We start from the raw sequence: 21,349 nt of genomic DNA, 5'->3' as shown, positions 1-21,349 counted from the left end.
GTCACGAGTCCGCGTCGAAGGGTGCGGTGCCGCTGGCACGCCCCTGCCCGTCGGTCACGATCTTCTCGATCCGCGCCTGCGCCGCGTCGAGCCGGGCCTGGCAATGCGTGCGCAAGGCTTCGCCCCGCTCGTAAAGGTCGATGCTGCGATCGAGCGTCACCTCCCCGCTTTCGAGTTTGCGCACGATCTCTTCGAGCGCGCGCAGCGCGTCCTCGAAACTCATTTCGGAAATGGCGGGCGTCGCATCGCCCCGGGCATCCTGGTCCATGGGGCGCGAGCATTGACCGCGCGCCGCGCGCCGGTCAAGTAAAGTGGCGGGGAAAGCCACGGGGGAGACGGGAATGGCGCGCGCAATCGTGGACGAGGCCGTCGGGGAAAAGGCCATGGGGCGGTCCGCATGTTCATAGGCCATTGGGCGCCCGCCTTCGCCGCCGGCGCGATTTCGTCCGAAAGCCCGAAACTGGGTACGCTGTTCGTGGCGGCGCAGCTGGTAGACTGGGCGCTCTTCCTCCTCTTGATGCTGGGAATCGAGGACATGCGCATTGTCCCCGGCATCACCGCGATGAACCCGCTCGATCTCCATCACATGCCCTATACGCACAGCCTTCTGGGAACGGCGGTGTTCGCGCTCGGCTTCGGCCTGATCGTGGGGCGCCTGTCGCGCAACGCGGTTGCGGCGACCTGGGCGGGGTTGGTGGTTTTGAGCCACTGGCTGATCGATTTCCTCGTCCATCGCCCCGACCTGACTTTGGCGGGCGGGCCACAGAAATTCGGCTTGGGACTTTGGAACACCCCCGCGATCGCGATGCCGCTGGAGCTGGCGATCACCTTTCTCGCCTTCCTCTGGTATATGCGCGCCACCAAAGGGCCAGTGATTCCACCGCTGATCCTCATGGCTGTCATGCTGCTGTTTCAGGCCGCCAACTGGTTCGCGCCTGAACCCACACGGATGAGCATATGGCTGCCGATCGCCTCGCTGACGGCCTTCGCGATTCTAACCTTGCTTGCGACCTGGGTCGGGCGAACGCGGTGGCATAAACGGCAAACCGGACTGGCAGTGGCGAGCGCGCGCGGCTAAGGCGCGGCGCATGAGCGCAATCACTCCCGATGTCGTCGCCCAGCACGGGCTGTCCGAAGACGAATACCAGCGCGTGCTGAACGCGCTCGGACGCGAGCCGAATCTGGTCGAGCTCGGCATTTTCTCGGTCATGTGGAGCGAGCACTGCTCGTATAAATCGAGTCGCCTTCATTTGAAGAAGCTGCCGACCGAAGCCCCCTGGGTGATCTGCGGACCGGGCGAGAATGCGGGCGTGATCGATATCGGCGATGGGCAGGCTGCGATCTTCAAGATGGAGTCGCACAACCACCCCAGCTACATCGAACCCTATCAGGGCGCGGCGACCGGCGTGGGCGGTATCCTGCGCGACGTCTTCACCATGGGCGCGCGCCCCGTCGCCAATGCGAACGCGCTGCGCTTCGGGCGGCCCGAGCATCCCAAGATGCAGCATCTGGTGAAGGGCGTGGTTGCCGGCATCGGCGGCTACGGCAATTGCGTCGGCGTGCCGACGGTGGCGGGCGAGACCAATTTCCACCCTGCCTATGACGGCAACATCCTCGTCAACGCGATGACCGTGGGCGTCGCCGATGCGGACAAGATCTTCTATTCGGCGGCCACGGGCGTCGGAAACCCCATCGTCTATGTCGGCTCCAAGACCGGGCGTGACGGGATCCACGGCGCGACGATGGCCAGCGCGGATTTCGAGGAAGACGCCGAAGCCAAACGGCCCACGGTGCAGGTCGGTGATCCCTTTACCGAGAAGCTGCTGATCGAAGCCTGCCTCGAACTGATGGCAACCGACGCGATCGTCGCCATTCAGGACATGGGCGCGGCGGGCCTGACCTCTTCCAGCGTCGAAATGGCCACCAATGGCAAGGCGGGCATCCGGCTCGACATGAACAAAGTGCCCTGCCGCGAAGAGGGGATGACTCCCTACGAGATGATGCTGAGCGAAAGCCAGGAGCGAATGCTCATGGTGCTGAAGCCCGGCAAGGAAGAAATGGCGCAGGCGATTTTCGAAAAGTGGGAACTCGATTTCGCCGTCATCGGCGAAGTCACCGATACGCGCCACATGGTGCTCGAATTCGATGGCGAGGTGGTGTGCGACATCCCGCTTGGCCCGCTCGCCGCGGACGCCCCCGAATACGACCGTCCGTATCTCAGCCGCGAAGACTACGCCGCCTGGGCCAAAATCGCCCCGATGAAGGAGCGGCCCGATACGCAGGATGTGGGCGAGGATCTGCTGAAGCTGCTCGCCAGCCCCAATCTCGCGTCGAAAGGCTGGATCTCACAGCAATATGACAGCCAGGTTGGTGCCGACACCTTGCAGACCGGCGGCGATGCGGGTGTGGTCCGCGTGCACGGCACCAAAAAGGCGCTCGCGATCAGCACCGATTGCACGCCGCGCTACGTTCATGCCGATCCCTTCGAAGGCGGCAAGCAGGCCGTGGCCGAGGCCTATCGCAATCTCTGCGCGGTCGGCGCGCGGCCGCTGGCAATCACCAATTGCCTCAATTTCGCCAATCCGCAGCGGCCCGAGATCATGGCGCAGCTCGTCCACGCGCTCGACGGAATGGGCGCGGCATGCCGCCTGCTCGATTTCCCGATCGTGAGCGGCAATGTCTCGCTCTACAACGAATCGAAGGCGACCGGCGGCGGCTCCGCGATCCTGCCCACCCCCGCCATCGGTGGCGTGGGCCTGATCGAGGACTACGACAAGATGATGACCATGCCGTTCAAACAGGACGGCGAGGCGATCTACCTGATCCGCGCGGAAAGCTGGGCCACGCCCGATCCGGAACGCTCGCATCTCGGCAAGTCGCTCTGGCTCGACGTGGTGCATGGCCGCGACGAAGGGCGCACCCCGCCGACCGACCTCACGGTAGAAAAGAATGCGGGCAAGATCGTGCTGCAATTGATCGCCGACGGTCTCGTCAGCGCGGTGCATGACGTCTCCGATGGCGGTCTCGCCGTCGCGCTCGCTGAAATGGCGATGGCGGGCGGGATCGGCGCCGAAGTCGAATGGCACCAGGACTATACCCAGGCGCAATGGTGGTTTGGCGAGGATCAGGGCCGCTACATCGTCACCGTGCCCGATACCGAGGCGCTGAACGCAGCGCTCGCCAAGGGAACCGAGAACGCGGAAACCGCCTCGATCGGATTCCGCCGCATCGGGCGCACCGGCGGCGACACGCTGTTCGGTAAGAGCATCGAAGATCTTCGCGCAGCGCATACGCGGTTCTTCCGCGAATGGATGGAAAGCTGAGCGGCGCTTCTCCCTATCCGACACGGCCAGACCTGTCGGAGGAAGAGCGGATCGCCCGCGCGCAGGCCGCTTTCGAACGGCTTTCGACCCGCCGGTCCTGTCGTGCCTTCGCCGGCACGCCGGTGCCGCGCGCGGTCATCGAATACGCCATCCGCGCCGCCGGCACCGCGCCCAGCGGCGCCAACCACCAGCCCTAGCATTTCGCCGTCATCGGCTCGCCGGAAAAGAGGCGCGCGATTCGCGAGGCTGCGGAGGCTGAAGAGCGGCGGTTTTACGGAGCGGAGGACACTGCGCCCAAGGCCAGCGAGGAATGGCTCGCCGCGCTCGATCCGCTCGGCACCGATGCTGCCAAGCCCTTCCTCGAAACGGCGCCTTGGCTGATCGTCTGCTTCGCGCAGCGCAAGGGCGGGATCGCGGAGGACGGCGCAGCGCAGAACTATTACGTCACCGAAAGCGTCGGTCTTGCTTGCGGGATGCTGATTGCGACGCTGCACGAGGCGGGGCTGGCGACGCTGACGCACACGCCCTCGCCCATGGGATTCCTGCGCGACATTTGCGGGCGGCCCGAATGGGAAAAGCCGCTGATGATCGTGGTGGCGGGGCATCCGGCGAGGCATGCGACCGTGCCCGAGCATGCTTTGCGCAAGAAGCCGCTCGATACGATTGCGAGCTGGCTTTAGATCTCGGTTTTAAGCCGCCTTGGCGACTGCCGCATCCTTGCCGAGCAGATCGTAGGGATCCAGACCCTCTTCACGCCAGATGCGATGACATTCGCGATACCAGTGCGGTTCGGGAATACGCAGCAATTCGCGCGCGTCGCTCAACTGGGTCGCCAGCAATTCCTGGATCGGCAGATCGACCAGCGGCGGGCAGGCATTCCCCGTGCGGCGGGCCTGGCGCACGGCGCGCATCACCGGCGCCTTGCTGCCCTTCGTCATGGTGCGGATATTGATCGCCCCGGCATAGCCGATCAGCAGATGCCCGTGGCTCGGTTGCTGGCCATAAGTGAATAGCAGCACGCATTGTTCGCCAAGCGCGTCGCGCCCGTATCCGGTCAGCACATGCATCAGATCGTGAATGTCGCGCGATCGGAAGGCGAACCATTCGGTAAGATCGCCATATTTCGGGCGGCCCAATTTGTCCGCTTCGGCAACCAGGCCAGCTGCCGTCAGGCCTTCGCTTTCCATGAAATCGCAATAGGCATGGGCGACCGATCCCTCAGGCAGTTTGCGCAGAGTTTCATGATCGTCGAGGATCGTGGGCAGGAACGGTTCCGACTTGCGCAGACGCTCCCCCTCCTCGCTCAAGGTCAGTCGGCGCACCCGCCCGGGAAAATGCTTCGAAGGGAGCGATTCGAATATCTTGAAGACGTGGCTGGTTTCTTCCTTGTCCTCCAGCAGGTCGCGGAAATGGCCATAGGCCTTGGTAAGGGAATAACGGGGTTCGGGCCTGCGCGGATCGCGCAGCAGCGTGCCGTCGGGAGCGGCTTCGAGATCGGACTGAATGTGGGTCTGTTCGGTCATGGCTCAACCTCGTGAAGTGGGCTATCGGCTTACTTACATTAGTGTAAGCATCGCGTAAACGCCCTTCAAGATGGCCGTCAGCCTTCGACCCACTCGCTTTGCGGAATGCCGAGCAATTTCAGGATCGCGGTGAGATCCTCGCTTTCGATGCGCCCGTTCGCCGCAGCGCGCGCCTTGGGCTTGGCGCGATAGGCGAAACCGTAATCGGCCGCCTCCAGCATCGGGATGTCGTTCGCCCCGTCGCCGCTCGCCAACACGCGGGCGCCCTCGCCGAGCAGCGCCAGCTCCTCTTCGAGCACGCGGCGCTTGGTCGCCGAATCGCTGATCGCTCCGTCCAGCGCGCCGGTCAGTTTCCCGTCCGCCACCGCGAGGCGATTGCCGACCACGCGTTCGAACCCGATCCTCTCCGCCACCGGATCGGCGAAATGGTGGAAGCCCCCGGTGACGAGCACGCTGCGGCAGCCTTTCGACTTCAGAGTCGCAACGAGCGTGCGAGCGCCTGCGACCGGCGCGATCCGCTCGGCAAGGCAGCGCTCGATCGCGCTTTCTTCCAGCCCTTCCAGAAGTGCGACTCGCTCGGCCAGCGCGCTGGAAAAATCGATCTCGCCGCGCATGGCCCGTTCGGTAATGGCGGAGACCTTCTCCTTAAGCCCGGCGAAATCGGCCAGCTCGTCGATGCATTCCTGGCCGATCATGGTCGAATCCATGTCGGACACGAACAGGCGCGGCATCTCGATTTCGTGATCCGCCACCAGCAGGTCGCAGCCGCCGAAATGGTCGCTCAGGATATCGGCGACCGCGACGGGTTGCCCCTCGGCCAGCGAGATCTGCAGCACGTCACCGGAAAAATCGAGCATCCCGGCCAGCGCCACCGGCGTTCCCGCCTTTGCAAGCGCGTCGCTGGCGCGTTCCAGACGCGTTTCGAGCTCGCTACCGATGCTGGCCTGATCTGCTATCAACCGGGCGATGATCACGCCTGAACCCCTTGAAAACGCCGTATCCGGCAAACCGGTCGCGCTCATCGCAGGGCCGACCGCCAGCGGCAAGAGCGATCTGGCCGTCCGGCTGGCGCAAAGGATCGAGGCCGATGGACGCCGCGCCGTCGTCGTCAATGCCGACAGCGCACAGGTCTATGCCGATCTGCGCGTCCTGAGCGCCCGGCCGAGCGAAGAGGACATGGGCGGGATTGAGCACCGCCTGTTCGGCAGTTGGGACGGCGCGACGCCCTGCTCCGCCCCCGATTGGGCCGCCGCCGCCAAGCGCGAGATCGATGCGCTCCATAGCGAGGGCGCAGTGCCGATCCTGTGCGGGGGAACGGGCCTCTATATGAAGGTTCTTCTCGAAGGGATCGCGGCGATCCCGCCGATCGATCCCGCCATCCGCGACAGCGTGCGCGCTCTGCCGACCGACGAGGCCTATACTGCCCTGCAAGCCGAAGACCCGGCACGGGCGGCACAGCTCGCTCCGGCGGACAGCCAGCGAATCGCGCGCGCGCTCGAAGTCGTGCGCTCGACCGGGCGGAGCATGCTGGACTGGCAGGCGGACAAATCCGGCGGGATCGCAGAGCGAATAGCGCTCCATCCCCTGGTCCTCCTCCCCGATCGCGAGAAGCTGTTCGAACGCTGCGACCGGCGCTTTTCCCAGATGCTGGACGGCGGCGCCGTCGATGAAGTGCGGGCGCTGCTCGAACGAGACCTCGATCCCGCCTTGCCGGTCATGCGCGCCATAGGCGTGCCGGAAATCGCCGCGATGCTGCGCGGAGAGCTGTCGCGAAACGATGCGCAAACGCTGGGGGCGACCGCCACGCGGCAATACGCCAAGCGGCAATTCACGTGGTTTCGCAATCAATCGCCAAGCCAATGGCCTCGATCGGGAAACAAAACATTCCCGCTCGACAATTTTTTTGAAGCTTTATTTCAAAACAAGCGTTGACATCGTCGCTTCAAGAAACCATGTCTCTGTCAGATCGGCCCGGTGCGCTAACCCCCCGCACCGGGCCGATTTGCTTTCCGTTTCTCGCAGGCCGAGCCAATGAAGGAGATTACCGTGTCGGAGCAGCGCAGTGGCGCGCGAATCCTGATCGATACGCTGGTGCAGCAGGGCGTCGAATTCGTATTCGGCTATCCCGGCGGCGCGGTGCTGCCGATCTATGACGAGCTGTTCAGCGAAGATCAGCGCGAAGGCGGCCTGCGCCATATCCTCGTGCGGCACGAAGCCGGCGCGGCGCATGCGGCGGAAGGCTATGCCCGCTCCACCGGCAAGCCGGGCGTCGTCCTCGTCACCAGCGGCCCCGGTGCGACCAATGCGGTGACCGGTATCGCCGATGCGTGGATGGATTCGATCCCGATGGTGGTCATCACCGGGCAGGTGCCCACTGGTTTGATCGGGACCGATGCGTTTCAGGAGGCCGACACGGTCGGCATCACGCGGCACTGCACCAAGCACAATTATCTGGTGAACGATCCCACCAAGCTGGCTGCGACCATCGAAGAAGCGTTTCGTATCGCGACCACCGGGCGACCGGGGCCGGTGCTGGTCGACATTCCCAAGGACATCCAGATCGCTCTGGTGGACGAAGCGGAAAGCACGCCCCTCGCCTCGCATCGCTACCAACCGCGGACATCCGCCGCTTCGGACGAGATCGCCCGCGCGGTCGAAATGCTGGCGGCGGCGGAGCGGCCGGTCTTCTATACCGGCGGCGGCGTCATCAATGCCGGGCCGCGCGCCAGCAAATTGCTGCGCGAATTGCAGCGCCTGACGGGCGCGCCCGTTACCAGCACGCTGATGGGCCTCGGCGCCTTTTCCGCCGACCACGAGGATTGGCTCGGCATGCTCGGCATGCACGGCACCTACGAAGCCAATATGGCCATGAACCGGTCAGACCTGATCGTGGCGATCGGATCGCGGTTCGACGACCGGGTGACCGGGCGGCTCGACGCGTTCGCTCCGCAGGCGAAGAAGATCCACATCGATATCGACCGGGCCAGCATCAACAAGGTCGTGCCGGTCGATCTGGGCATCGTGGGCGATTGCGCGCAGGTGCTGGAACAATTGGTCTCCGCCTGGGGCGATCGCGCGGCCCGCGATCTGTCGGAATGGCAGGCACGCATCGCAGGCTGGCGGGCGCGCAAATGTCTCGCCTATCCGGCTGGCAAGGACGCGATCATGCCGCAAAAGAGCATCGAGCGGCTGTTCGCCCTCACCCGCGATTCCGATCCGATCATCACCACCGAAGTCGGCCAGCATCAGATGTGGGCGGCGCAGTATTTCGGCTTCATGGGGCCGAACAAATGGCTGACGAGCGGCGGCCTCGGCACGATGGGTTACGGCCTGCCCGCCGCGATCGGCGCCCAGCTCGGCAATCCGGACGCACTCGTCATCGATATTGCGGGCGAAGCGAGCATCCAGATGAACATTCAGGAGCTCGGCACGGCCAGCCAGTATCGCCTGCCGGTCAAGATCTTCATCCTCAACAACGAATATATGGGCATGGTCCGCCAATGGCAGGAGCTGACCTATGAAAGCCGCTATTCCAACAGCTATTCCGACAGCCTGCCCGATTTTGTCGCGCTGGCCGAAGCGTATGGCTGGAAGGGCATCCGGATCGAGGACGAGAGCCAGCTCGACGCCGGGATCGAAGCGATGCTGGCGCATGATGGGCCGGTGATCGTCGATTGCCATGTGTCGAAGGATGCCAACTGCCTGCCGATGATCCCCAGCGGCGCGGCGCATACCGACATGCTGATGTATGGCGACAGCGTGGCGGGCTCGATCGACGACAAAGCCAAGGCGCTGGTGTGAAGGAGGACGAATAATGGGCATGCACGCGAAAATTCCTCCGCAATTCGAAGCGCGCGCCGAACGCCGCGTATGGTTCGATCGGCAGGATGCCGAACGCCTGCTCGACTGGATCGAGGATAGCGGTCAGCGCTTCCTCGGTATCGAGCTGGCGGAAAAGGGCGACGACGAAACCTGGACGCTACTGGCCGACAATCTCGACCTCAGCCGCCAGACCGATAATTTCGAGGCGGTCCGCCGCGGTCGCGATTTCCTGCGCGATTACGATGGCGAGGGCCGCATGTTCGAACCCGTCTGGGAAGGAACCGCCGAATGAGCGATCCTGCCCAAAATCATGCCAAGAGTTATGAACGCCACGTCCTCACAGTCGTGGTCGATAACGAAGCGGGCATCCTCGCCAAGATCGCGGGGCTGTTCACGGCGCGCGGCTATAACATCGACAGCCTGACCGTGGCCGACATCTCGGAAGATCACGCGATCAGCCGGATCACGATCGTCACCGGCGGCCCGCCGCAGGTGATCGATCAGATCCGCGCCCAGCTCGAACGGCTGGTGCCTGTTCACAAGGTGATCGACCTCACCGAGGAAGGCCCGCATGTCGAACGCGAGTTGGCGCTGATCAAGGTCGTCGGCAAAGGCGAAATGCGCGTCGAAGTCTTGCGGATCGCCGAACTGTTTCGCGCGAATGTCGTCGACACCACCACGGCCAGCTTCGTCTTCGAATTGACCGGATCGCCGGACAAGGTCGCCAGCTTCATCGCCCTGATGCGCGAACTCGGCCTCGTCGAAGTCGGGCGTTCGGGCATCGTCGGCATGATGCGCGGCGCGGACAAAATCTGAGAAAAAGGGATACCATGCAGATCTATTACGATTCCGATTGCGACCAGCAGCTGATCAAGGACCGCAAGGTCGCGATCGTCGGCTATGGCAGCCAGGGCCACGCCCACGCCCAGAACCTGCGCGACAGCGGCGTCGGCGAAGTCGTGATCGCGCTTCGCGAAGGATCGGCCACGGTCAGGAAGGCCGAAGATGCGGGCTTCACGGTCAAGACTGTCTCGGAAGCGGCCGAATGGGCCGACGTGCTGATGATCCTGGCCCCGGACGAGCACCAGGCGGCGATCTATGCGAACGAGGTCGCGGGCAAGATGCGCCCCGGCACTGCGCTCGCCTTTGCACATGGCCTCAACATCCATTTCGGCCTGATCGATCCGCCCGCCAATGTGGACGTCATCATGATCGCGCCCAAGGGCCCCGGCCACACCGTGCGCGGCGAATATCTGAAGGGCGGCGGCGTGCCGTGCCTGATCGCCGTTCACCAGGAAAGCGGCGAGGGAGACGGCGGCAACGGCTTCGCCAAGCAGCTGGCCCTCTCCTATGCGAGCGCGGTCGGCGGCGGACGCTCGGGCATTATCGAGACCGATTTCAAGGAAGAGTGCGAGACCGACCTCTTCGGCGAACAGGCAGTGCTGTGCGGCGGCGTGACCCATCTGATCCAGGCCGGGTTCGAGACTTTGGTCGAAGCCGGATATGCGCCGGAAATGGCCTATTTCGAATGCCTCCACGAAACCAAGCTGATCGTGGATCTGCTTTATGAAGGTGGCATCGCGAATATGCGCTATTCGATCTCGAACACCGCCGAATATGGCGACATCAAGACCGGCCCGCGCATCATCACCGATGAAACGAAGGCGGAAATGAAGCGCGTGCTGAAGGACATCCAGTCCGGCCGTTTCGTGAAGGATTTCGTGCTCGACAATCAGGCGGGCCAGCCCGAACTGAAGGCAAGCCGCAAGGCTGCCGCCGCCCACCCGATCGAGAAGACCGGTGCCCAATTGCGCGCCATGATGCCCTGGATCGGCGCCAACAAGCTGGTGGACAAGGAAAAGAACTGAGCGGGGGATTTGAGGACGGGACCGGTTCGCGCTAGGTCCCGTCCACGCCGAATTTTTCGCATTCAGGAGTTTGTTATGAAGCCTATCGCTCTCGCCTTATCCGCCCTCGCTCTCGGTGTCGGCGGCGTTGCCGCGCTCGAAGCGCAACCCTCGCCGCCGTCCAAGCCCGGCCTGGTGGATGTCTCGCGCGTTGCGGGCGGCACTTATGTCGCCGACGGTTCGCACAGCCTGGTTGCGTGGAGCGTCGATCATTTCGGCTTCAACGATTATTTCGGCCTGTTCGGCGATGTCGAAGGCACGCTCACCATCGATCCGGCCAATCCGTCGGAGGCGATGGTCGATGTGACCGTTCCGATCACGAGCGTCGCAGTGGTGAGCGATGGCTTGCGCGACCATTTGCTGCGACCGGGCAAGGACGGCGCGGAACCCGATTTCTTCGGCCCCGAGCCGGAACCGGCCCGCTTCGTGTCGCGATCGGTCGAAGTGGGGCCGGGCGGCGTTACCGCCGATGTCAGCGGCTATCTGACCATGAACGGCGTCACGCGCCCGGTCGATCTCTATGTCCGCTTCACCGGTGCCGGGACCAATCCGATGAACGAGCGGGCCACGATCGGCTTCGAAGGGCGCACGACAATCCAGCGCTCCGATTTCGGGATCGATTACGCGCTGCCGATGGTGGGCGACGACGTGACGCTGGAAATCACCGCTGCATTCGAAAAGCAATGATACCGGCGCTGACCCGGCAATTATCTAACAGTTTTCGATCTCTTGGGCTTGCATCGCGCGCATCGATGCGCGATGCAGGCTCCATGGCTTCGCTTCTGCTCGATCTACGACTTATGCGCCCTTGGGCGTGACCCGGCGTGCCCGATAGGCGCGCGGATCGCCCAAGGGTTTCCGACACCGCGTTCCTTTCGACAGACCGAGTAATCCGATGCCCATGCTCCGCGATCCCAGCGCGAAATACGCGCCCTTCCCCCAGATCGACCTGCCCGACCGCCAGTGGCCGACGCGCACCATCACCACCCCGCCCCGCTGGCTTTCCACCGACCTTCGCGACGGCAATCAGGCCATCGTCGATCCGATGGACGCGCATAAGAAGAATCGTTTCTTCGATCTGCTGGTCGAGATAGGCGTTAAGGAAATCGAGGTCGGCTTTCCCAGTGCCGGTGCGACCGAGTTCGACTTCATTGCAGGGCTGGTGCAGTCGGGTCGCATTCCCGACGATGTGATCGTCCAGGTCCTCACGCAGAGTCGCGCCGATCTGATCCGCACCAGCTTTGCCAGCCTCGACGGTGCGCGCGCGGCGATCGTCCATCTCTACAACGCTGTCAGTCCGGCCTGGCGTGAAATCGTCTTCGGCATGAGCCGCGATCAGGTGCGCGACATCGCTGTCGCAGGCGCAAAAGTCATGCGCGACGAAGCGGGCGCGCGGCCCGATACGGACTGGCATTTTCAGTACAGTCCCGAAACGTTTTCGACCGCCGAACTGGATTTCAGCCTGGAGGTCTGCGAGGCAGTGATGGACGTGCTCGCCCCCACACCCAAGCATCCGATCATCCTGAACCTGCCCGCCACAGTGGAGGCGGCGACACCCAATATCTACGCCGATCAGGTCGAATATTTCATCCGCAACCTGCCCAATCGCGACAGTGCGGTCATTTCGCTGCACACCCATAACGATCGCGGAACCGGCGTCGCGGCAGCCGAACTGGCGCTGATGGCCGGAGCCGACCGGGTCGAGGGCTGTCTGTTCGGAAACGGCGAGCGGACGGGCAATTGCTGCCTCGTCACGATGGCGCTCAACATGTACACGCAGGGCGTCGATCCCGCGCTCGATTTCTCGGACATCGACAGGGTGATCCGCACGGTCGAATATTGCAACGAATTGCCGGTCCACGCGCGCCATCCCTATGGCGGCGAGCTGGTGTATACCGCGTTTTCGGGCAGCCATCAGGACGCCATCAAGAAAGGCTTCGGCGCCCGCGCAGGCCAGAACGACGAGCGCTGGCGCGTGCCCTACCTCCCGATTGACCCCGCCGATCTGGGCCGCAGCTACGAAGCGGTCATCCGCGTCAATTCGCAGAGCGGCAAGGGCGGCTTCGCCTGGGTGCTGGAACAGGATCAGGGCCTAAAACTGCCCAAGAAAATGCAGGCCGATTTCAGCCCCCATGTCCAGCGCATGGCCGATGGCCTCGGGCGCGAATTGAACGCTGGCGATATCTGGCAGGCCTTCCGCGAAGCGTATCACGTGAAGACCGCGAACAAGCACTTCCAGCTCGTCGATTACGAGGAACGGCGTGCCACCGATGGCACCCGCCTATTCAGCGGCACGATCGAAGTGGAAGGGGAGCGCCAGAGCGTGAGCGGTCGCGGCAACGGCCTGATTTCGAGCGTCCTGAGCACGCTGGAAGATGCGTTCGGCCTGCAACTGGAAATCGTCGATTATGTCGAGCATGCGCTGACGACCGGGCGCGACAGCAGGGCTGCGGCTTATCTTGAATGCCGCACGCCGGATGGACTGACCTTGTGGGGTTGCGGGATCGACGAAGATGTCGCCACGGCAGGCGTGCGCGCCGTTCTGAGCGCTGCAAACAGCGCGGTGTCGCTGGCGGTTTAGCGTGCCGCCACGCCGAGTTCCTGCCGCTCGGGCCGGGTGAGCGAAGCTGTGCTATCGGTATTCGTCCAATGCCCTTCGCGCTGCGCGAGCCGGACCATGTTTCGTCCGGCTGCCTTGGCAGCATAAAGTGGCCCGTCCGCCGAATTCATCGCCATGGACGGGCTGCAAGTTTCGGCAATCCGCGCAACGCCGATGCTCGCCGTCACGCTGAAGGCGCGCCCATCCTGATCGGCGATGCGCTTGTCGGCGATTGCCTGGCGGAGATGTTCGCAGATTTCGGGCGCGTCTTTCACGGCATCGCGCATGACGATCATGCCGAATTCTTCCCCGCCCAGCCGCGCAAAGAAGCACCGGCGGGTCGTATGTTCGCGCATCAGTCCCGCGATCTTCTTGAGTACGACATCGCCGGTGTCGTGGCCGTAGGTATCGTTGACGCGCTTGAAATGATCGAGATCGATGAGAGCCAGTGCAAAAGGAGCTTCGTGCGCGTGAGCCAATTGGTCTTCCAACACATCGAGAAAGGCGCGGCGGTTCGGCAGGCCGGTAAGCGCGTCGGTGCGCGCTTCGCGCGTGGCCTGCAATTCGTCGAGCTTGCGAGCAGTCACATCGCGGATCGTGACCACGAAAGAGCCGACCGCTCCTGCGGAATAGACCGAACGAATCTTCGCCTCCAGCCACAAGGTTGCGTGGCCGCGCGTCACTGATCGTTCAATAATGCGCGTGGTGCCAGGCGCCGTACGTGCGTCGGAGAGCGCTTCGTCGATCACCTCCCGATCGAAGGCGCCGAAAAACGCGCTGATCGGTTTCCCGTCGAGATCGTCGAGCCCGCTCAATTCCTTGGAAGCGGGAGACGCGAAGCGGATCAAGCCGTTGCGATCGAGGTGCAGCAGCGCATCGTCCGAATGATCGGAAATCAGCCGCTGGAGCGCTTCGCGCTGCACGATATCGTTGACCAGCCGCTCGCGCTGATCGAGCGCGATCGCGAGCGGCAGAGCGATCAGCAACAGGACCGCAAGATAGAATTGCAGGAACAGCGCCTTGCCGGCAATCGTCAGGTTGAGAGCTGCGAAATGGCCGACATCGATCGCCAGCGAAATTGCGGCGGCCACGGTCACGACTAGCACGCCGACAGCAGCCCCCATCCGGCCGAAGCGATAGCTTGCCAGCACCACCGGAACGATCGGAAGAAACAAGAGCGGATAACTGGTCTGGAAAATCGTGGCCGCGGAGATCGCCGCTATCAGTGCCATGACGGCGACGAATTCCGCGCTTCTCTTAGTAAAGGGGCTGAAGGATTTATCCGTGGTGCCGTCGGTCTTGGTATCCGCAGCGAGCAAGAGGACTAGCGGCATCACTAGCATAGCGCCCAGGCCATGGCCGACAATCCATGCACCTGCGTGAGAGAGCCACGTGCCTCCCACGGCGTGCCAGGCGATGAAGCCGCCGGGCAGAGACATCGCTATCGGCGCGGCGAGCCCTGCAAACGCGATCAGCGCGGAGAAACCCGACCCGCTGGTTATATAATCGCCCTGCGGCCGAACTTTGCGAAGGAGAAACGCTGTGAGGGCAGCTTCGCCGATATTCACGAAGGCGAGCGGGATAGCCGGGCCTGGGCCGAACCCGAAGACTGCGGTCGCGATGGTGCTGAGAACAAGCACGATTACGGCGGGCATCGCCCATAAACGATAGGGCAGACTCAGGAAAAGGGTGGCAGCGATCGCAGTACCGGGCCAGAACAACGCCAGACCGCCACTGTAACGGGTCCAGAAGATCGCAGCCGCCGTCGCCGCGAAGAACGCGGCGGCGTAGCCGAGAATACTTCGAACATCCCGTCTCATGTAATTACCCCCGCCTACGCCCGCGCCCCTACCGCGAAATTCTGAAATAAGCCATAATCGGCAAAATACGTAGAGGCATCAAATTAATTTCAGGTGTTACAAACATCGATCGACAAGGGAGAGACTGGACCATGACCGAAACGATACTCGAGCCCGACTTGCCGATCGTCGATCCTCATCACCATCTGTGGGACTTGCGGCCGCTGCTTCCGGCCTTTCCCACCCCCAGGCATCCGTTTCTGGAAGCGATTGCAGGGGCGGCGTATTACGATTTCGATGCGTTACGAGCGGATATCGGCGCCGGATCGCCGGACGCACCCTCGCACCGCGTGCTGGCGACCGTCTTCATGGAATGCGGCGCCTATTATGCCGCCGATCGCGAGCAGGCGATGAAGCCCGTCGGCGAGGTCGAGTATGTGAACGGCGTCGCGGCGCAGGGTGCTAGCGGGCTTTATGGCGAGTATCGTCCCTGTGCCGGGATCGTGGGCCATGCGGACCTCACGCTGGGCGATGCGGTCACGCCGGTGGTCGAGGCGCTGATTGCCGCCGGAAACGGACGCTTCAAAGGCATCCGGCACGCGGGCGCCTGGGATGCCGACCCGGAAGTGCTCGGGCCTCCCTTCCACGCGCCCGAGGGGCTTTATGGCTCCGATGCCTTTCGCGCCGGTTTTTCGGCCTTTTCGCAATTCGGCCTGACCTTCGATGCCTGGGTGCTGGAACCCCAGCTCGGCGATGTCCTAGCGCTCGCCCGTGCTTTTCCGGATCAGGCCATCGTGCTCGACCATTGCGGCACGCCGCTCGGAATGGGGAAATATGCCGGCACCCTGCCCGAGACGTTCGAACGCTGGCGAGCCAGCATTCGCGCGATTGCCGAATGCCCCAATGTCTCTGTAAAACTCGGCGGGCTCGCCATGTCGTTCTGCGGCATGCCGGAGGACGGACCGGCGAAGGGCTGCGGATCCCAAGAGCTTGCCGATCTATGGCGGCCCTATATCGAAACCTGCATCGAAGCCTTCGGCACCGAGCGAGCCATGTTCGAGAGCAATTACCCGGTCGATCGCTGGGGCGCGAGCTATCCGGTGCTGTGGAACGCGTTCAAACGCCTCGCCTCCGGCGCATCGGCGCAGGAGAAGCGCGCCTTGTTCTGCACCAACGCCGCGCGCACCTACGATATCGCACATACCCTGCCCGAGTTGTCCGACCTTCCGTAACGGCAGTCTCGACAAGGGGGGCGGCGCACCATAACCCGGTCGGAAAATTCGCGAGAGGAGATCGCTCATGCCCCTGCCCGCCCCCTTCGATCGGCTGCGTCTGCCGGTGATCGGCTCGCCGCTGTTCATCGTTTCCGGACCCGAACTGGTCATCGCCCAATGCAAGGCGGGAATCGTCGGCAGCTTCCCGGCGCTCAACGCCCGGCCTCAGGTCCAGCTCGACGAGTGGTTGCACCAGATCACCGAGGAGCTGTCCGCGCATAATCGCGACAATCCCGACCGGCCCGCCGCGCCCTTTGCCGTCAATCAGATCGTCCACCGTTCGAACGACCGGATCGAGGCCGATATGGCGACCTGCGCCAAATGGCAGGTTCCGCTGGTCATCACCTCTCTGGGCGCGCGCGAGGAGATCTTCGACGCTGTGCGCGGCTGGGGCGGGATCACCATGCACGACGTCATCACCGACCGCTTCGCGCGCAAGGCGATCGAAAAGGGTGCGGACGGCCTTATCCCGGTCGCCGCAGGTGCGGGCGGCCACGCGGGCATGCTCAGCCCCTTCGCGCTGATGCAGGAAATCCGGGCCTGGTTCGACGGACTGGTCGCTCTGTCCGGCTCGATCGGACATGGCCGCTCGATCCTGGCGGCGCAGGCGCTGGGGGCGAACTTCGCCTATATCGGATCGCCCTGGATCGCGACCGACGAGGCGAATGCAGATCCGGGCTACAAGCAAGGCATCGTGGATGGGGACGCGGCGGGCATCGTCTACACCAACCTCTTCACCGGCGTGCACGGCAATTATCTGCGCTCCAGCATTGAAGCGGCGGGCATGGATCCCGACGATCTGCCGACGAGCGATCCCAGCAAGATGAATTTCGGCAGCGGCGGCAACACCAAAGCCAAGGCCTGGAAGGATATCTGGGGCTCCGGCCAGGGGATCGGGACGGTCAAGTCGGTCGGCCCGGTCGCGGACATGGTCGAGCGGTTGGCCATCGAATACGACGAAGCGAAGGCTTCGCTGATGGCGAATATCGGTTAGAAGATACCGGCCGACAAGCCTTCCGCCAGGCCTTCGCCCAGCGCCCGGCACTCTGCCAGCGTTTCGTCGGGGACGGTCTTGTCCGCCAGAATACGCTCGGGCGTTTGCGCCTCGAAATTGACGATCATCGGATCGGCCACCCGCTTCAGGCGCCAGCCCTTGGCGATCCGGTCGAGCTGTCTCTGTGCCCCCTCCCCGTCCGATCCCGCGGCGATGACGGTCGCATAAGCGCGCCCCTCCAACCTACCGAGAACGGGATAATAGCAGCGATCGAACATGTCCTTCATCATCCCGCTCATCGCCGCGAGATTTTCGGGACAGACGAACAGATAGCCGCGCGCGGCCAGCAGGTGATCCGGCTCGACCTGTTCGGCGGAAAGGCACAGCGCCGCCTCGCCCGCTCCATCGCGCGCGGCTTCGGCCATGGCGCGGCTGGCGCCGGTCCGGCTGTGCCAGGCAATGAGGAGTGGCGCGAGCGACATCGCGGCACAGCATCGCTGACCTCTGTCGATTGTCAATCCGCACTCCCTTGCGGTTCCCCCCAAGGCGCCTAAAATCCGCATCATGCCCACAGACACTGCCCCTTCCGTGCTCGGCATCGAGCGATCGCTTTCCGGCAAGAAATGGCGCTGGCGGGGCGGAAACATGGACTTGTCGCGCGGCGGCACCGCGACCGTGGCACACGACATCGTCACCCAGCTGCTGCTGGCGCGCGGCGTGGCGGAAGCCGATCTTACGCGCAATCGTACGCCCACCTTGCGCGATTTTCTGCCCGACCCGTCCGAATTCAACGATATGGACACCGCCGCCGATCGCCTCGCTCAGGCGGTGCTGAGCGGGGAGCGGATCACCGTCTATGGCGATTACGATGTCGACGGCGCGACGAGCGCGGCACTGCTGATCCGCTTGTTGCGCGATCTTGGCGTGGAAGCGGATTACTATATCCCGGACCGCCTGCTCGAAGGCTACGGCCCCTCGGGCGAGGCGCTGGTGAAACTCGGCGAACAGGGCAGCAGCCTCGTCGTCACGGTCGATTGCGGGGCGATGGCATTCGACGCCTTACAGCAGGCACACGATGCCGGCGTGGACGTTATCGTGGTCGATCACCACAAATGCGCAGCCGAGCTTCCGCGCGCGCTGGCGCTGGTCAATCCGAACCGCCTCGATGAAAGCGATCTTGCCGCCGGGCATGGCCATCTCGCCGCCGTCGGCGTGGCGTTCCTGCTCGGCATCGCGCTCGTTCGCACGCTGCGCAGGCGCGGTTTTTTCGAAAGCCGGAGCGAGCCCGATCTGATGGGGCTGCTCGACCTCGTGGCGCTCGGCACGGTGGCGGACGTTGCCGCGCTGCACGGGCTGAACCGCGCTTTCGTGGCGCAGGGCCTCAAGGTGATGGCGCGCCGCGCGAACACGGGCATGGCGGCGCTGATCGATGCGAGCCGCCTGAAGCGCGCGCCTGCCTGCAGCGACCTGGGCTTCGCGCTCGGCCCCCGGATCAATGCCGGAGGGCGCGTGGGCGAATCGACGCTGGGCGTGCGCCTGCTGACGACGCAGGACCCGGAAGAAGCGCAGGCCATCGCGGCGCAACTCTCCCAGCTCAATGACGAACGCCGGGCGATCGAGGCCGCCGTGCAGGAAGGGGCGGAAGAACAGCTCGCCGCGCAGCACAACCGCGCGGTCACTCTCGTGGCGGCGCGCGGCTGGCATCCCGGCGTGATCGGGATCGTCGCTGGGCGGATCAAGGAAAAGACCGGCAAGCCCGCTCTCGTCATCGCGATCGACGAGGAGACCGGCCAGGGCAAGGGATCGGGTCGCTCCATCGCGGGCGTAGATCTTGGCGCAGCGATCATCGCGGCGCGCGAAAGCGGCCTGCTGGTCGCAGGGGGCGGCCATGCCATGGCGGCAGGCCTGACGATCGAGGCGGACCGGCTCGACGCCTTTGCCGAATGGCTCGACGAGCGGTTGGCGAAAGATGTGGCGCGGGCCAGCGCCGGACAATCCACCGTGCTCGATCTCGCCGTGTCGCCGGGCGGACTGGTGCCCGATCTCGTCGAGACGCTCGAAGGCGCGGGGCCGTTCGGCATGGGCTGGCCCGGCCCCCGGCTCGCGGTCGGCCCGGTGCGGCTGGTCAAATGCGACGTGGTGGGCACCGGCCATGTCCGCATCGTTGCCGCAGGAGACGACGGGCGCAGCTTCAAGGCTATCGGGTTTCGGATGGCGGACAGCGAATTGGGCCAGACCTTGCTGCATGGCACACGCGGACGCAGGCTGTGGCTGGCGGGCCGCGCCAAGATCGACGATTGGGCCCAGCGCGCCTCTGCCGAACTGCATCTGGAAGACGCCGCATGGGCCGATTGAGCGCCCTGCGGACGCGTGAAAATTTGCCGCGATCCAAGGCTTGACGAGCTTGGACGAGCCGATTAGACGCCCGGCCACGCCACCGACCCGGAAACGGGACTGGCCCCTTCGTCTAGCGGTTAGGACGCGGCCCTTTCACGGCTGAAACACGGGTTCGATTCCCGTAGGGGTCACCATCGGTGGCGTTTTTGCGTTTGCGATCCGCGCACCGTTATCCATCGGCGCGCTCTATTGCATCGGCGCATCTGGCAAGGCCCCTTCGTCTAGCGGTTAGGACGCGGCCCTTTCACGGCTGAAACACGGGTTCGATTCCCGTAGGGGTCACCACCCACTCCCAAATCCTCACGCCCGCCCCACAAGGTTCGCAACCTGCTGGATCGCGAGCACCAGGAACAGGAGCGCCGAACCCGCCAGCGTGGCATTTGCCAGCCAGCCATTGCGCGCCGCGGCGGGGACGCGATCCGAATTGTTGAGGATCAGGAGCGTGATGGCCAGAAACGGCATGAACAGCGCGCCGAACGCACCGTAGACGATCACCAGCAGAAACGGGCGGTCGGCGAACAGCAGCAGCATGGGCGGGAAGGTCAGCCAGGCGAGATAGAAGCGGTAAGCCCCGCTGCCTTCGCGGCCTCCTTCATCGCTGCCGCCCTCATCGCTCGCAGCGGCGCATTTGAGCTGATACCACCAGTCGGAGAAAAACAGGCTCATCCCCTGCCACACGCCCAATAGCGAGGACAGCGACGTGGCCGCGAAGCCGAGCAGGAACAGGACCGCCACGATCGTGCCGAACCGCTCTGACAGCACCTCGGACAAGCCGAGCAGGCCGCGATCGCTGTCTTCCAGCGCTATTCCGACGGAATACAGCAATTCCGCACCCACGATCAGCATGGCCACGACGAACAGGCCGGTGACGATGTATGCGAGCGCGTTATCGGTCCGCATCATCGGCACCCATGGAAGGCCGCGCCAGCCCTTGGCCTGCGTCCAATATCCATAGGCCGCCGTCGTGATCGTGCCGCCGACTCCGCCTATCAGGCCGAGCGTGTAGAAAAGCGAGCCTTCGGGCAGATCGAATGTCAGTCCTGCGGCCATATCGCCGAGGTTCGGTGCGACCAGGATCGCCAGCCCGACCATGATGACGAACATGAAGCCGACCAGCCACTTCATCACGATCTCGAACGTCTCGTACCGATTGAAGAACACGAAGATGAAGCCGAACAGCCCCGCTGCGATAGCCCACGCGCGCAAGGGTATGGCGGGAAAAAGCGCGGCGAGCGGCAGGGCCGTCGCGCTCATCGCCGTCGCTCCGTAGATGAAGCCCCAGATGATGACGTAGATCCCGAAATACCACGCCGCCCATCGCCCCAGCGATCGCCACCCTGCGAGAATCGTGGACCCGGTGGCGAGGTGGTAGCGCGCCGCGCCTTCCGACAGGGCGATCTTGACCACGCAGCCCAGGATCGCCGCCCACAGCAGCGCATAGCCGAAGCGCGATCCCGCAATCAGCGTCGCGACAAGATCGCCCGCACCCACACCGGTCGCGGCCACCACGATACCGGGGCCGATATGGCGCCACATCCTCGCCCGCTCGGGCGGCGGATCCGTCAGCTCGCCATCGCTCATACCTTTTCCCCCCGAATGGCCTCCCGCATCCGATAGCGCAAGCGAGCGCCGGTGGACAATCTATCGTCGGCAGCATGCTTCCAGCCGGGCCGTCATGGCGAGGCTGGTCAGGCGGGCACCGGCTCGCTAG

At 64.1% G+C, this 21,349-nt stretch carries 18 protein-coding genes, 2 tRNA genes and 1 pseudogene; 15 read left to right on the top strand and 6 right to left on the bottom strand.

All coding sequences use genetic code 11. The features are described 5' to 3' along the window. Position 1: 1 nt before the first annotated feature. Entirely contained in the window at positions 2-268 is a 267-nt protein-coding gene (locus A3736_RS12475; protein ID WP_067683433.1) for an exodeoxyribonuclease VII small subunit, read from the bottom strand. Positions 269-397: 129 nt separating this feature from the next. On the opposite strand from A3736_RS12475, the gene A3736_RS12470 reads away from it, so the two are divergent. The 3 genes and pseudogenes from A3736_RS12470 (at position 398) to A3736_RS12460 (ending at position 4,003) form a co-directional block, all read left to right on the top strand. After that, on the top strand, positions 398-1,078 hold the full coding sequence (locus tag A3736_RS12470) for a hypothetical protein (RefSeq protein WP_067683432.1): 681 nt from the start codon (positions 398-400) through the stop codon (positions 1,076-1,078). A gap of 10 nt (positions 1,079-1,088) precedes the next feature. Then, positions 1,089-3,323, top strand: a complete 2,235-nt coding sequence (gene purL / locus A3736_RS12465; protein WP_067683431.1) for a phosphoribosylformylglycinamidine synthase subunit PurL — start codon at positions 1,089-1,091, stop codon at positions 3,321-3,323. Beyond that, positions 3,308-4,003: pseudogene (locus tag A3736_RS12460) on the top strand (nitroreductase family protein). Before purL ends, A3736_RS12460 begins: the two are co-directional and overlap by 16 nt. A gap of 9 nt (positions 4,004-4,012) precedes the next feature. Here A3736_RS12460 and A3736_RS12455 read toward each other — a convergent pair. Continuing rightward, the gene (locus A3736_RS12455; protein WP_067683430.1) at positions 4,013-4,846 is read right to left on the bottom strand and encodes a Coq4 family protein; all 834 of its coding nucleotides are present in this window, start codon (positions 4,844-4,846) and stop codon (positions 4,013-4,015) included. A gap of 77 nt (positions 4,847-4,923) precedes the next feature. Continuing rightward, positions 4,924-5,820: a phosphoserine phosphatase SerB gene (gene serB / locus A3736_RS12450; protein WP_067683428.1), complete on the bottom strand. Its 897-nt coding sequence runs from the start codon at positions 5,818-5,820 to the stop codon at positions 4,924-4,926. Between serB and miaA the strand changes: the two genes are divergently transcribed. From miaA to leuA, 7 genes are all read left to right on the top strand, one after another. Continuing rightward, complete coding sequence (gene miaA, locus A3736_RS12445; protein ID WP_067683450.1) at positions 5,813-6,778, top strand: tRNA (adenosine(37)-N6)-dimethylallyltransferase MiaA; 966 nt, start codon at positions 5,813-5,815, stop codon at positions 6,776-6,778. The genes serB and miaA overlap by 8 nt on opposite strands. Before the next feature lie 99 nt (positions 6,779-6,877). Further along, on the top strand, positions 6,878-8,647 hold the full coding sequence (gene ilvB, locus A3736_RS12440) for a biosynthetic-type acetolactate synthase large subunit (RefSeq protein ID WP_233999377.1): 1,770 nt from the start codon (positions 6,878-6,880) through the stop codon (positions 8,645-8,647). A gap of 19 nt (positions 8,648-8,666) precedes the next feature. Continuing rightward, entirely contained in the window at positions 8,667-8,960 is a 294-nt protein-coding gene (locus tag A3736_RS12435) for a hypothetical protein (protein ID WP_067683426.1), read from the top strand. Next, a complete protein-coding gene (gene ilvN / locus A3736_RS12430) occupies positions 8,957-9,484 on the top strand; it encodes an acetolactate synthase small subunit (RefSeq protein WP_067683425.1) in 528 nt (175 codons plus the stop codon). Before A3736_RS12435 ends, ilvN begins: the two co-directional genes overlap by 4 nt. 14 nt (positions 9,485-9,498) lie before the next feature. Beyond that, a complete protein-coding gene (ilvC, locus tag A3736_RS12425; RefSeq protein WP_067683423.1) occupies positions 9,499-10,536 on the top strand; it encodes a ketol-acid reductoisomerase in 1,038 nt (345 codons plus the stop codon). A 75-nt stretch (positions 10,537-10,611) separates the two neighbouring features. Continuing rightward, positions 10,612-11,262 (top strand): YceI family protein, encoded by a 651-nt coding sequence (locus A3736_RS12420; RefSeq protein ID WP_067683421.1) that lies wholly within the window; start codon positions 10,612-10,614, stop codon positions 11,260-11,262. 208 nt (positions 11,263-11,470) lie between these two features. After that, complete coding sequence (leuA, locus tag A3736_RS12415; protein WP_067683419.1) at positions 11,471-13,156, top strand: 2-isopropylmalate synthase; 1,686 nt, start codon at positions 11,471-11,473, stop codon at positions 13,154-13,156. Here the strand turns inward: leuA and A3736_RS12410 are convergent. After that, complete coding sequence (locus A3736_RS12410) at positions 13,153-14,994, bottom strand: sensor domain-containing diguanylate cyclase (protein ID WP_067683418.1); 1,842 nt, start codon at positions 14,992-14,994, stop codon at positions 13,153-13,155. The genes leuA and A3736_RS12410 overlap by 4 nt on opposite strands. A gap of 131 nt (positions 14,995-15,125) precedes the next feature. Between A3736_RS12410 and A3736_RS12405 the strand changes: the two genes are divergently transcribed. Beyond that, positions 15,126-16,205 carry an amidohydrolase gene (locus tag A3736_RS12405; protein ID WP_067683417.1) on the top strand — a complete coding sequence of 360 codons (1,080 nt, stop codon included), beginning with the start codon at positions 15,126-15,128 and terminating at the stop codon, positions 16,203-16,205. A 67-nt stretch (positions 16,206-16,272) separates the two neighbouring features. Further along, the gene (locus tag A3736_RS12400; RefSeq protein ID WP_067683416.1) at positions 16,273-17,241 is read left to right on the top strand and encodes a nitronate monooxygenase family protein; all 969 of its coding nucleotides are present in this window, start codon (positions 16,273-16,275) and stop codon (positions 17,239-17,241) included. Here A3736_RS12400 and A3736_RS12395 read toward each other — a convergent pair. Then, positions 17,238-17,723: a flavodoxin family protein gene (locus A3736_RS12395; RefSeq protein ID WP_067683414.1), complete on the bottom strand. Its 486-nt coding sequence runs from the start codon at positions 17,721-17,723 to the stop codon at positions 17,238-17,240. The genes A3736_RS12400 and A3736_RS12395 overlap by 4 nt on opposite strands. Before the next feature lie 82 nt (positions 17,724-17,805). Here A3736_RS12395 and recJ point away from each other — a divergent pair, with 82 nt between their 5' ends. The 3 genes from recJ (at position 17,806) to A3736_RS12380 (ending at position 19,923) form a co-directional block, all read left to right on the top strand. Further along, complete coding sequence (gene recJ, locus A3736_RS12390) at positions 17,806-19,596, top strand: single-stranded-DNA-specific exonuclease RecJ (RefSeq protein WP_067683413.1); 1,791 nt, start codon at positions 17,806-17,808, stop codon at positions 19,594-19,596. A gap of 101 nt (positions 19,597-19,697) precedes the next feature. Continuing rightward, positions 19,698-19,772: transfer RNA gene (locus A3736_RS12385), tRNA-Glu, on the top strand. 76 nt (positions 19,773-19,848) lie between these two features. Next, positions 19,849-19,923, top strand: a tRNA-Glu gene (locus A3736_RS12380). Between the two features lie 15 nt (positions 19,924-19,938). On the opposite strand, the gene A3736_RS12375 is transcribed toward A3736_RS12380, so the two are convergent. Beyond that, positions 19,939-21,219, bottom strand: coding sequence for an Nramp family divalent metal transporter (locus A3736_RS12375; protein ID WP_067683412.1), 1,281 nt, complete (start codon positions 21,217-21,219; stop codon positions 19,939-19,941). Positions 21,220-21,349 lie beyond the last annotated feature (130 nt).

It is taken from the genome of Erythrobacter sp. HI0063 (assembly GCF_001635685.1).
Lineage (GTDB): Bacteria > Pseudomonadota > Alphaproteobacteria > Sphingomonadales > Sphingomonadaceae > Qipengyuania.
This window is presented reverse-complemented; position numbering and strand designations above follow the sequence as displayed.

Coding starts and splice junctions, on each gene's coding strand:
- A3736_RS12475 (WP_067683433.1), bottom strand. CDS start 268: ATGGACCAGGATGCCCGGGGCGATGCGACGCCCGCCATTTCCGAAATG.
- A3736_RS12470 (WP_067683432.1), top strand. CDS start 398: ATGTTCATAGGCCATTGGGCGCCCGCCTTCGCCGCCGGCGCGATTTCG.
- purL (WP_067683431.1), top strand. CDS start 1,089: ATGAGCGCAATCACTCCCGATGTCGTCGCCCAGCACGGGCTGTCCGAA.
- A3736_RS12455 (WP_067683430.1), bottom strand. CDS start 4,846: ATGACCGAACAGACCCACATTCAGTCCGATCTCGAAGCCGCTCCCGAC.
- miaA (WP_067683450.1), top strand. CDS start 5,813: ATGATCACGCCTGAACCCCTTGAAAACGCCGTATCCGGCAAACCGGTC.
- ilvB (WP_233999377.1), top strand. CDS start 6,878: ATGAAGGAGATTACCGTGTCGGAGCAGCGCAGTGGCGCGCGAATCCTG.
- A3736_RS12435 (WP_067683426.1), top strand. CDS start 8,667: ATGCACGCGAAAATTCCTCCGCAATTCGAAGCGCGCGCCGAACGCCGC.
- ilvN (WP_067683425.1), top strand. CDS start 8,957: ATGAGCGATCCTGCCCAAAATCATGCCAAGAGTTATGAACGCCACGTC.
- ilvC (WP_067683423.1), top strand. CDS start 9,499: ATGCAGATCTATTACGATTCCGATTGCGACCAGCAGCTGATCAAGGAC.
- A3736_RS12420 (WP_067683421.1), top strand. CDS start 10,612: ATGAAGCCTATCGCTCTCGCCTTATCCGCCCTCGCTCTCGGTGTCGGC.
- leuA (WP_067683419.1), top strand. CDS start 11,471: ATGCCCATGCTCCGCGATCCCAGCGCGAAATACGCGCCCTTCCCCCAG.
- A3736_RS12410 (WP_067683418.1), bottom strand. CDS start 14,994: ATGAGACGGGATGTTCGAAGTATTCTCGGCTACGCCGCCGCGTTCTTC.
- A3736_RS12405 (WP_067683417.1), top strand. CDS start 15,126: ATGACCGAAACGATACTCGAGCCCGACTTGCCGATCGTCGATCCTCAT.
- A3736_RS12400 (WP_067683416.1), top strand. CDS start 16,273: ATGCCCCTGCCCGCCCCCTTCGATCGGCTGCGTCTGCCGGTGATCGGC.
- A3736_RS12395 (WP_067683414.1), bottom strand. CDS start 17,723: ATGTCGCTCGCGCCACTCCTCATTGCCTGGCACAGCCGGACCGGCGCC.
- recJ (WP_067683413.1), top strand. CDS start 17,806: ATGCCCACAGACACTGCCCCTTCCGTGCTCGGCATCGAGCGATCGCTT.
- A3736_RS12375 (WP_067683412.1), bottom strand. CDS start 21,219: ATGAGCGATGGCGAGCTGACGGATCCGCCGCCCGAGCGGGCGAGGATG.